This is a genomic window from Zooshikella ganghwensis DSM 15267, assembly GCF_000428585.1.
GTDB classification, from domain to species: domain Bacteria; phylum Pseudomonadota; class Gammaproteobacteria; order Pseudomonadales; family Zooshikellaceae; genus Zooshikella; species Zooshikella ganghwensis.
On the sequence record NZ_AUAF01000144.1, the window covers coordinates 1 to 11,226 of the forward strand.

An 11,226-nucleotide genomic window follows, 5' to 3' on the forward strand; every position below is an offset into this window, starting at 1 on the left:
CCATCTTCCGTTTTTAACTGCTTTGAGGAGTAGCCATTTCGACTGTTTTTTTCGGTAGGTTGGGCTTGTTTGCTATCATTTAAGTATTCTTCTAACTCTGTATTAAGAGCTGTTTCAACCGTGACCTTTTTGAGCATTTGTGCAAATTGATTGAGGTCTTTTTCTGTTTTAATGCCCTTGGCGGCTTTTTTAGCAAAGGCTTCGAGTTCTTTTTGAGTCACCATAATGGCCTATCCTTATACATTGTTAACATTAAGAATAGGCGGTTACACAGAATCTTTTACAGTCTCTATAGAAAACTCTCTCTCCTTGGTCGCCTCCAGGCTAATTTGCTCATATATTTCTTTAAACTCACGATTAATTTCTTTTAATATACTGTTAGTTTCTGTATACAAGTAAAGCAGCTCACCAGCCGAAGCAGCTTGTGCATCCTCAATAATTCCACTAATAATTAAGACATCTTCTCCTAGATCTCTCACAACTTCATTCGGCAACTCAGGTGGCCATAATTCTTCAAGTTGACCCTGTAGCGCTAAAACCTGTTCACTGACAGATAAGTATTGATCAGTATTACGTTCACTATCAGGGTCACTGACCATTTGATAAAATGAAGCTGTAAAATCTTTCAGCAAAAGAAGCTGATTACTCAGTATACTCTCGATCGCTAAAAGGTTTCCCAACTTCTGATCAACTCTTTTTAGCTGAAGCGTAGAGTATTTATTATTTTCAACAATTTTTTGCCCAACACCTTCCAGGTTATAGTAAAAAATCAAACCAAAAAACAACAACAATAAACCAAGCCCAACCACATTAATATAAATCACATAGCGACTATTCGTATGGATTTTTCTTTTTAACTTCCTTAAGTATTGCATGGTATTTGCAAACAAAACTTAAAGGTTAACACTTCTGAAATAACGTGATCCTGATCACTAGTCTGATCAAATATAGCTATTCCTCCCAATACACTTTCTCCAAGTCTAAAGACAACATCATCTGGGTTTCCAGTATTTAACAGCCTAGACATTTCAACACGCCAAACGCCATTCTGCCAAATCCCTTTTGCCTTAATATCTGTTGATGAGCCTTGAGGAGACTCCGCAAATTTATATTTAGGCATAATGTTATCGATTTTTGCACCATATCGCGTGGATGTATAAAGGTCATCACCTTTATCAGAGAGACGCTTGATATAAATAGCCCCCCCCGCTGTATTTACTTTTAGAGAGCCACTCATTTTTGACTTACTGATAATTGTCATTTTATCATGAGCAAGTCCCAGTGGATTGCTTCTAAACGCTTTCCAGTGCCACATATCGGCCACAAACTCATCACCAGAAAGCCAGTTTGTATTGTATTTCCCTGACATAGCAAACTGTATGGCAATACGATCTTCTCGTTGAGGACCTGTTTCGTAACGTCCTTTTTTATCAGACCAAATAAACGGCTTGTGAGTTAAGCTTAATGTAGAGTCCTTCCATTCGCTGTATATGTAAACACTATCTTCAAACGTTGCAGCCTTTATAATAACCTCTGCAACATTCGTCTTACCCTGAGGATCACTTTGTTTCAACGGTATTCTATAAGATGGAATATTTCCCCATTCATCACCAACCCCGTTAATTACAGGTTTTCCATTAGCTTGAATAACATGAATAGTTTGCGAAAAAGAAACTGCAGAAATATGTAAACTAAATAAAAGCAAGCTCCATTTAAAGTAGCTAAACATATCCATTAACCATATTCTCCTTTTCAAACTATTCCTTAAGGGCACCTCTAAAGTTGATTTGTGAAGGGATAGATTAGTACTATTTTAACCTGTTAGTGCCCATTCACTCGCAAGCGTCCTCCTCCTGTAGTATATGTTAATAAATATTCAAAACTAATCTTAGCAAATTTTCCAGCGAGACAAGTGAGGTATACAAACAATAGCTTTACAAAGCTTGAATGGGTTTATAAGGCAGGTGCTAGAGGCACTGTAAGCATTATCTAATGACCAAACAACGTTTTGCGCTTGCGCTCAACACTGTGCTTACCAGGATGACTAATTCCTCTAAACGCTCGCATCCATGCCATTAAATCAGACTCTTCAGAAGGCAATAAGCGAAACCCTGCAAAACAATGTTCTGCATTTTCTTCATCAGGTTTAACCCACATCACTTGAGCGATCAATAAGTATCGGTGCATATGATCAGCAACTGAAATGCACACATCCACAATGGCCCCTTCTTGAATGAGGGTAGGCAAATATGCTTTAAAGCCTGTAACTGAGACATCTCGAATTTGTGCAGATACAGTGACACCTGATTCACCCAGCCTGGCACAACCAGATGATAGCTGAATCAGCGCCCGCTCAATTCGCTCAACACGGGGACTATGTCGCTTATTTTCTCGCATGTGACCAATCCATGACAGTTTGTCTACTCTAAGCATAGCCAATGTATTGACAGCTGCTAGGTAACCTGTCTGGATTGTAATCGAGTTAGTCAGGGGATCTAGGCCTGCACTACAACGTTAACAGGCCTATAAAATGGAATGGTACATGCTGTTGATGTTAAGCAAGCTTAAGCCTAACGATTAACTCGACGCCGGAAGCCAGCTAAGGCGAGCAGTGACAAAGCAACGACTGACAAAGTGCCAGGTTCCGCTACAGGTGTGGGATCTGGCTCAGGGTCAGGATCGGGAAAGATTTCATCTGCGGTGCCCTCCACCCCAACAGTAAACCCATTCCAGTTTTCATTACTGAGACTACGCCAGCTTACTGTATCAAAGGCTCCTGTAAACCTAATCGTGCCGTGGGGTTCACCTGTGCCAAGCAACTGATACTCAAAGACGCCATCACCAAGGTCTACAACACTTTTAAATGACGTACCGCAGCCCCAAAAACCACAAGCATTGCCATCAGAAGGATGGCCAAAGCTCAATATTTCGAAATCCTGATCAAATGCATAGCCATTACCATTTAAACTCACGTACGAAAAAACAGGGTTAGCTATCGTTTCTGAAAATGAAAGCGTTTGCATGCCTGCAAATTGTAATGCAATAATGTCAGTTCCTGTTGGAATATTATCAACAACATCACTCGTATAAGGTGAAGTAGTAGGATCACGAGGTGTCCAATAATCAACACCACCACTTGGCTGGTAAAAAGAAATGCCTCGAGGGTTCATATAAGTGACGTCAATTGTGGCTATATCTGTCGTAATCACCCCCATTCCCACAAAACCATCTGCGGTTGTCTCTCCCGTTGTCCAATCAGTCCATTGAATAGGAACAGCAAGTGCTTGTATGCTCAAGAAAGAAAAAGAAATACCTAATAACGTTTTTTTAATTTGGCTATTAGCCATCATATTGCCCTCATTGCTTCAGCTTCAATAAAACCCAAGCTATAAAGGCAAAAAATATGCGCACTTCTTTTATTGCTAATAATTGATAGGGTTAGTTCTTTATTTGGCGATAAATCATTTTTTTTTGTAATATAATCTGACCTATTTTTATTGATTACTCAATTTACTACCTGAGGCCTGTTTAGTGCCCACCTAACACGCCGTGAATCCATCATCGTTAATAATGACTAATACTGTTGTATAACAGACATTATTGCTTGCTGTAGACTTGTTTTATCATGATAGTATGGCTGCTTGGCATCTCCTAAACGAGCAACATGAAGCTTGGGGTAAGCACGAGGAATAGGCGTTCTCTCTGCCGGCCAAATGACCCGATCTACTTTAATTTTCGTTAACTGGGCTAACCAATCAAGCTGTTCTGTTAAACTTAATTTTCCACAACTGCTCTTTTCAGGCTGCATATTAGCCACAAAAATAATTGGCACTGCCTGCTGCAGGATAGCCATTACGATATCTGACAATAATAAGGGCGGCATAATACTAGTCATAAAGCTGCCTGGCCCTAAAATAATATAATTGGCTTGTTTTATGGCTAAAACAGCTTCATGGGTAGCCTGAACACTTGGCTCTAAAGCTAAAAAGCTAGGCAGGTGGTCTGCCGCATCAATTTTTGTTTCACCCCTCACATAACGCCTATCTATTTCAGCAATTAGATGCGTGGGCTTTTCAGACATGGGGATTAACTGAGCATCAACCTGCAAAAAGTCCCTTATTAAATGTATAACGTCCATAGGACGCACACTTAACTGGTCTAATGCGAATAAAATGAGGTTACCAAGATTATGTCCTTGTAATGTACCATCACACTCAAAGCGATATTCAAACAGTGTTCGGGCCAAGTTAGGCTGATCCGCAGCTAATTGATTAAGACAATTACGTAAATCTCCCCAGGCAATACAACCACTTTCCTCGCGTAACCGTCCTGTTGATCCTCCATCATCTGTCGTAGCCACTATTCCTGTTAAACTTGTGCCTAAAAACGCCAGCGCTGACATTAATTTTCCCAGACCATGACCACCACCTATGGCCACTAAATTGATTTCTTTTGCTAAAAATCCCATAGACCTCCTCTTTATGAATGATCTGCAATAAAAAATTAACAACGATGAAGTATCAAGTTGATCTATGTTGTTAAAGGTAAATACTTAAAAGGATGTGTTTCAAAGGTATTAAATGCTTGGTTGAGGCAAGCTTATGTTTATTGAAGGCAATTTTCCTTCTTCTCTCTGTATAACATACAAGTTTAATGACCAAGATGTTATTGCTTTCAAATCTGACCTTGACATCAAGACAGTACAAGCTGCTCACCCTCTTATTGAGCGTGCTATTGAAGAGGCTGATAGTAACGTACTGGTCGATATGAGTGCTGTTAACTTTATAGATTCATCTGGAATCACGGCACTGTTATATTTGTATAAAAGACTCATAAAAGCGAACCGTACCCTATCATTGATTGGAGTGAAAGAACAACCTCTCCACCTCCTTCATCTCTTCGGAGTTAATCAAGTACTCACATTTTACGATTCGCTGGATACCTGTATTCAGGCATTATCATCACCTGTTAATCAAGTTTAACATATTATAACTTACGGCTATGAATGGCTGTATCTGTTATTACGCTAACATTAAATAAATCAAGTTGATCCCAAGCAAGCATAGCGTATCTAGATTAAAAATACCCAGTTTACAAACTAAGGTTTAACCCAGCCAAGCAGATCCCGCTGGCTCGGCTTATAATAAGTCAAGAACACTTGCTAATATCCAAAGGATTTTTTTATGGTTAAGCAACGGATAGTGCTAACTGTTGAAGTAGAAGCCAATAGCTTCAACGTCGAACCTAAGCACGTTTGTTATCAAAAAGCACCATACCTGAGCGCTTACCCTCCTTGTTTCTTTGTTTATACTTTGAAATTAGTAAAAGGTGTGCTATGAGTGCTTGCCTCCTAGAAGAAACCACAGAAGCTAACTTAGAAAATATTCGTAAGCTTCGGCATACACTCGCAAAAACATTACCATTGACTAAATTGCCCGCTGAAACACAAAACAATATTCTGCTGGTCTGTAGTGAAATTACTACGAACATCATTAGACATGCTGACCCTCCAGCAACATCCATAGGTATTGAGCTACTCAAAACAGACAATCATTGGTACTTTTCCGTTTATGACAATGGTGGGGTGTTTCTCGATTTTGCCACCATCATGTCCAACAAAAAAGATGCCATTGCTATAACCCATGAAAGTCATTTAAATGAGTCAGGCATGGGACTTGCGCTCATAAGTACATTATTTCCAGAACATCACTATGAATGTCGAGAGCAGCGAAAAGATAACCGCAACTGTTTTCAAATACGCTGTGAGCTTGTTGAGGTCAATTTACCTAAAGTCGCGGCAATAGACGACGACCGAACTACTGTATCTATCTTAGAGCGTTACCTACAACAAGAATTTCAAGTCCAAACCTATACCGACCCTATTGATGCTGTTAAAGAAATCAGCCGTCATCCCGTTGATGTGGTAATTTCAGACATGATGATGCCTGGCTTAAATGGACTAGAAGTAAGAAAACGTTTTGCTGCAAACCCAAATACTAGCAACATGCCGTTTATTTTTTTGACGGGTAATGAACAAACTGAGGCAGATGCCGTTGATTTAGGGATTGATGACTTTCTTGTCAAACCGGTGAAAAAAGACAAAATTCTCGCGGTTATTCATCGTGTTCTCAATCGTGCCAAACAAATTCAATCATCCCTTGGCGATCGGCTGGACAACGCAATAACTAAAGCGCTTCGCGTTCAATTGCCAAGTCAACTTTGGCGTTTTAATACTGCCACCTATATTCAATCAGCTTCTTCTGGTGGTGGTGATTTTATTTATAATAGCCCAGACAAAAAACTGTTATTGCTTGGTGATATTATGGGACATGGTGAACAAGCCAAATTCTTTTCCCATGCTTACGCTGGGTTTATTCATGGTTTTATTCACGCTACCCATAATGTTGCCCCCTCTCCCGATGAGCTATTAAATGCGCTTTCAGAAGCAGCAGAAACAAATGATGTACTTCAGTCCACTCTAGTCACCTGTATCTGTCTTGCATTTAACGAGTACGAAGACACATTGCTATGTGCCAGTGCCGCGCATCCCCCACCTTTCATTGTGAGTCATGAACATGGCTGTAAGCCTATTAAAGTTGAAGGGCCATTACCTGGCTTGATTCCTGACCAGCACTATGAACCTGTCAATATTCAGCTTTACCCAGGTGAGCGGCTCGTCATCTATACCGATGGTTTGTTAGAATCTGCTAACACTCCCCATGGACGCAAGCAGCTTGAAGAACATGTTAAGAATACACTGAAAAATACTTTAGACTTGTCAATTCAACGTGCTCTGGACAAGGTTATTGAAACCTTTTATGCCTACGCAGCTTCCCCTTTGCCGGATGACGTTACTGTAATTATGCTAGAGCTAAATAAATCCAACACCAAAAACAACCATAACGAGTCTCAATAACCAACACAGTATTCTGTCGTATTAGGGCCTGTCAAAATAATATGATATCGGACAAAAAATGGTTTGTGCTCTCATATTTCACTCTCTAAGATATACTGCACATGACATCTTTAATTTAGTAGTTTTAATCTCTTATGTCAGAAATTACACAACTTATTAAATCGCTTAAACAACAGTTGCGAGCACATGGCATTACTTATGCTCAAGTTGCTACACAATTAGATATTTCTGAGGCCTCTGTAAAACGACTGTTTGCCACTGAGCAGTTTTCACTGCAACGTTTACACTCCATCTGCGGTATGATGAATATCTCTATCGCTCAACTGGTACAACAGAGCCAGCAAGAAAAGTTTCCATCTGCGCTTACCATACAGCAAGAAAAAACACTCACTGCTGACTACAAATTGTTGCTCATTGCTATTTTGGTGTTAAATCATTGGCAATTTCATGAAATACTTGCTTACTATAACTTGGCAGAAACAGAACTCATTCAGCTACTTGCACAACTTGACCGTTTAAAAATCATTGATCTACTCCCTAATAACCGCATTAAGCTACGGGTGGATAGTAATTTTCACTGGCTTGAAGATGGCCCGATTCAACAGTTTTTTCAACAGCATGTACCTAACTCCTTTTTTCGGAGCCGCTTCCGGGCTAAAGATGAGCTGTTACTTTGTGTAAATGGTATGCTTAGTTCTGAATCTATTGGCATACTGCAAAAACAGCTTAGAGAACTGGGACGAAAGTTTAATGAGCTACATTATGATGACACGCGGCTATCCTTAGAGGAAAGGCGGGGTACATGCATGGTGCTAGCAATACGCCCTTGGTCACTGCCTATGTTTGAGGAGCTAAAACATGACAATCGCTAGGCACTCAATCACTATTAATGCCCAAAACTCATAGTGAAAACAACTTCTGCGAGGGAACGCAAAATGAATATCGGTGTTTTCGGCTCGGCGATAGGCTCGTCTCCACTACTACAGCAGCAGGCTGAGCTGCTTGGCCAATGCATTGCTGAAGCAGGTGCAACACTTATTACAGGTGCCTGTCAGGGATTACCCTATGCAGCAGTAAAAGGCGCAAAAAAATACAACGGGAGTACTATAGGGTGTACTGCCGTTACGCACGAACAACTACATGAATCAATGATGGGCACTTCCGTAAGTGATTATGACCAGCTCATTTTTATTCCAGATGATTTTACTCATCATCATCAGCACCAGGTTTGCTTAAAATATCGCAATGTTGTTGCTGTCAGTCGCTGCGATGCTGCAGTTTTTATTAGCGGCCGCTGGGGGTCACTCAATGAATTTACCATTGCCTATGACATTGGTAAGCCGATTGGTGTGCTTACCGGTAGTGGTGGCATGACTGAATTCTTGCCTAGTTTACTTGAAGCATTTCAAAAACCCAGCAACAGTCGGTTATTTTTTAATGAACAACCACCAGTGCTTATTCAGCAACTTGTCGAAAACCACCAGACAAATGAATAAGTTCTTACATGAATAACTAACAGGTCCAGATTAAGAAAGTGCTACACCACCAAACAATCATAGAGACGATGTTATAATCTTATCGCATAAACCACTAAGTATACTGGCCACCATTAACAGATAAAATAGCACCTGTCATATAATCAGGTGCTTCCAATGCTGCATAGTTTAACACACTGGCAATTTCATCGACTTGTCCCGCCCGTTTAATATGCGTTGACCGTATAGAATCTTGCTGACGTTCAGGTGAAACATTATTAGCCATCAGCGAATCAAAAATACCTGGATTGACCCCTAACACCGTGATGCCCTGGGTTGCAAATGATTTGGACAAGCTAAGTACCAAGCCATTTAATCCTGCTTTAGCAATACCATAACCAATATCTCTACTCCCAACCCAGGCAGCAGATGAACCAACAATCACTATACGACATTTTCCACCTGAATAGAGACAGCGATTTATTACTTCACAACAAAAGGATGTTACATACATTAAATTAACATTAATTTGCGCTAACACGTCTGTTGTAGATAACCTTGATCTACCTTGGTGCTTATCCTTACGATCACCAAAGCGACCTATACAGCTGATAAAAACAAGCTCACCTGAAAAATCCAATGGCAGCTCTTGTCCTATTTGCTGAATTGATGTTTGCGAAAAGTCCAACATCATATAATCAGTTAACTGTGAGTAACTTGCCTTTTCTTGTCGATCAATACCAAGCACATGATAATGAGTAGGCTTTTTCAGTTGTTCTAAAAATGCTCCCGCTAATGTGCTATTTACGCCTAGTATTAATAGTGTATGCGCCTTCATAGCCTGACCTCTGCTAACTGTTCCCTGTAATCACTCAAACGTTTTGCAATTACACGATTAAACTCATTTCGTGAAACATCCTTATTCATTAACGTTAATGATCGAGACAGAGGAAAAAGCGTTCGAGAGGAAAATTTTCCCCAAAAAGCCTGCTTTCTGTTACATTGACCGCCTTGTGCTCCCATACCAGGTACTAAAAATACACTTTCAGGTAAATAGCACCTTAACTGTTCTGATTCATCAGGTAAAGTTGCGCCCACGACAAAGCCTATTACCTGACTTAAAGCCGACTCATTACCATAAAATTCCAGAAAACAATTAATAATATACTCGCTTAGCTTTAGATTATGCCCCATGAAGTTTTGAACTGAATCACTGCCTGGATTTGATGATCTCAACACTAAAAAGAGCCCTTTACCATATTGTTCAGCCAAATTTATAAAAGGTTGCAATGCCTCAATACCTAACCAGGGAGAAACCGTAATAGCATCAACTAAAAAACTATCTGCCTTATTACTATCATCAAGATAAGCCTGAGCATAACATTGATTAGTTTCTGCTATGTCTCCCCTTTTAGCATCTAAAATAATTATGTAATTTAATTGACGGGCATACGACAGGCAATTACTTAAGGCAACCATTCCCAATAATCCATATTGTTCAAAGCAAGCACTTTGAAACTTAACTGCAGCAACATTTTCAACTGCCGCTGTCAATAACTCTCGACAGTATAGCTCCAATGTTGCTTCTATCCGGTGAGACTGATTAAAACAGTTAGGTATTCTATTTAAATCAGGATCTATACCTAAAACAATATTGCCATTTTTCTCAATACTATTCACAATTTTTGTTAGAAACGTTGATGATTCGGCTTGTAGTGTAGGTGGCCTTGACGAATAACTTTTGACCAAAGACATGCTTGATGCTCCTTGCGGTGACTAACAATAGGTATGACCTCTAAGACATCTATTCCATGAGTCTTTAAGTATAAACATTTTTGAGGGTTATTTGTAATAAGCTTAACACGATGTATATTTAAATCATGTAAAATTAAAATAGCATAGTAAAAATTACGACTATCTTCAGGCAGACCCAATAGTTTATGCGCAGTAAAAGTATCGATATTTTTCTCTCTCATAAGCTTATAAGCTTTTATTTTATTGACAAAACCAACCCCTCTTCCCTCATGATTAAAATGGTATGTCATAAGGCCAGGCTTTTCTATGAGTAGCTCCATAGTTTGGCGCAACTGAAAGTTACAATCACAGCGATTATCGTCAAAAATATCTGCACTAAAACAAGCTGAATTTATTCTAAAAAGTGGAATTGTATCTTTTTCAAAAATAAGTGGATTATAAACAACTGCATGAAAAGATAAGTCACCCTTATTATTAGTAATTTCATACCCTCCTAATGATAGACCTTGATATGTTCCAATTAGATCCAGCCCCAAAGCTCTACGTATTACTTTCATAAGACCTCCTTTCTTAAGCTAGCAATACTCAAAATAAAGTATAGCTTGAGATGTTATCACAAGATATACCTTCTGATTAAGATATTACATTTTTTACCATACCATATAGCGTTAACAAATAAATTCGTATAAAACAAAAACAACCGAAATAAAACTCACTTTTTAATATTTTATAAAATCCGAAACAAGTTTCAATTACAATCCATTACTACATGTTAAACTCTTTACCACAAGACTTTTATGCAACGCGGTTTCGGATAATAAGTGCAATTGGCATAAGAGAAGCCAGCTGGTAGAGTTTGCGCTTCTCCCGACCAAGAGATAAAGCACTATGAACTACACTCAGCTGACTGAACATGAACGATACCAGATTTATTCGCTTTTAAAAGCAGGATTAAATCAAAAAGAAATTGCTGAGAATTTGGAACGAAATCCATCAACCATCTCTCGTGAATTGATGCGGAATAAAGGGCTTCGAGGATATCGCCCCAAACAGGCACAGCAACAGTCAGATGACAGGCGA

General features: G+C 39.4%; 14 protein-coding genes. 5 read left to right on the forward strand and 9 right to left on the reverse strand.

The genetic code is table 11. The features are described from left to right. The 6 genes from F607_RS0121135 to F607_RS0121160 form a co-directional block, all read right to left on the reverse strand. Positions 1-221, reverse strand: a 221-nt coding sequence (locus F607_RS0121135) for a transposase (protein WP_027709670.1), incomplete at its 3' end; no start/stop codon positions are given. 45 nt (positions 222-266) lie between these two features. After that, positions 267-875 (reverse strand): hypothetical protein, encoded by a 609-nt coding sequence (locus tag F607_RS0121140; protein ID WP_027709671.1) that lies wholly within the window; start codon positions 873-875, stop codon positions 267-269. Continuing rightward, on the reverse strand, positions 863-1,735 hold the full coding sequence (locus tag F607_RS0121145; protein ID WP_027709672.1) for an ethylbenzene dehydrogenase-related protein: 873 nt from the start codon (positions 1,733-1,735) through the stop codon (positions 863-865). Before F607_RS0121145 ends, F607_RS0121140 begins: the two co-directional genes overlap by 13 nt. A gap of 254 nt (positions 1,736-1,989) precedes the next feature. Continuing rightward, a complete protein-coding gene (locus F607_RS0121150) occupies positions 1,990-2,397 on the reverse strand; it encodes a PilZ domain-containing protein (RefSeq protein ID WP_027709673.1) in 408 nt (135 codons plus the stop codon). A 173-nt stretch (positions 2,398-2,570) separates the two neighbouring features. Then, the gene (locus tag F607_RS0121155; RefSeq protein WP_157365555.1) at positions 2,571-3,350 is read right to left on the reverse strand and encodes a PEP-CTERM sorting domain-containing protein; all 780 of its coding nucleotides are present in this window, start codon (positions 3,348-3,350) and stop codon (positions 2,571-2,573) included. 224 nt (positions 3,351-3,574) lie between these two features. Continuing rightward, on the reverse strand, positions 3,575-4,468 hold the full coding sequence (locus F607_RS0121160) for a gluconeogenesis factor YvcK family protein (RefSeq protein ID WP_027709675.1): 894 nt from the start codon (positions 4,466-4,468) through the stop codon (positions 3,575-3,577). Between the two features lie 133 nt (positions 4,469-4,601). Here F607_RS0121160 and F607_RS33120 point away from each other — a divergent pair, with 133 nt between their 5' ends. The 4 genes from F607_RS33120 (at position 4,602) to F607_RS0121185 (ending at position 8,412) form a co-directional block, all read left to right on the forward strand. After that, the gene (locus F607_RS33120; RefSeq protein ID WP_051311714.1) at positions 4,602-4,982 is read left to right on the forward strand and encodes an STAS domain-containing protein; all 381 of its coding nucleotides are present in this window, start codon (positions 4,602-4,604) and stop codon (positions 4,980-4,982) included. Between the two features lie 353 nt (positions 4,983-5,335). Continuing rightward, positions 5,336-6,916 (forward strand): SpoIIE family protein phosphatase, encoded by a 1,581-nt coding sequence (locus tag F607_RS0121175; RefSeq protein ID WP_027709676.1) that lies wholly within the window; start codon positions 5,336-5,338, stop codon positions 6,914-6,916. A gap of 134 nt (positions 6,917-7,050) precedes the next feature. Then, a complete protein-coding gene (locus F607_RS0121180) occupies positions 7,051-7,788 on the forward strand; it encodes a helix-turn-helix domain-containing protein (RefSeq protein WP_027709677.1) in 738 nt (245 codons plus the stop codon). Between the two features lie 63 nt (positions 7,789-7,851). Beyond that, on the forward strand, positions 7,852-8,412 hold the full coding sequence (locus tag F607_RS0121185; RefSeq protein WP_027709678.1) for an SLOG cluster 4 domain-containing protein: 561 nt from the start codon (positions 7,852-7,854) through the stop codon (positions 8,410-8,412). 94 nt (positions 8,413-8,506) lie between these two features. Here F607_RS0121185 and F607_RS0121190 read toward each other — a convergent pair whose 3' ends face one another. From F607_RS0121190 to F607_RS30955, 3 genes are read right to left on the reverse strand one after another with little or no spacing between them, the layout of a single operon-like run. Then, on the reverse strand, positions 8,507-9,229 hold the full coding sequence (locus F607_RS0121190; RefSeq protein WP_027709679.1) for an SDR family NAD(P)-dependent oxidoreductase: 723 nt from the start codon (positions 9,227-9,229) through the stop codon (positions 8,507-8,509). Next, on the reverse strand, positions 9,226-10,146 hold the full coding sequence (gene pyrF, locus F607_RS0121195) for an orotidine-5'-phosphate decarboxylase (RefSeq protein ID WP_084611363.1): 921 nt from the start codon (positions 10,144-10,146) through the stop codon (positions 9,226-9,228). Before pyrF ends, F607_RS0121190 begins: the two co-directional genes overlap by 4 nt. Then, on the reverse strand, positions 10,080-10,703 hold the full coding sequence (locus tag F607_RS30955) for a GTP cyclohydrolase II (RefSeq protein ID WP_051311715.1): 624 nt from the start codon (positions 10,701-10,703) through the stop codon (positions 10,080-10,082). Before F607_RS30955 ends, pyrF begins: the two co-directional genes overlap by 67 nt. Positions 10,704-11,034: 331 nt before the next feature. Between F607_RS30955 and F607_RS0121205 the strand changes: the two genes are divergently transcribed. Next, positions 11,035-11,226 (forward strand): helix-turn-helix domain-containing protein (locus tag F607_RS0121205; protein ID WP_027709681.1); only part of this gene is annotated, 192 nt, incomplete at its 3' end.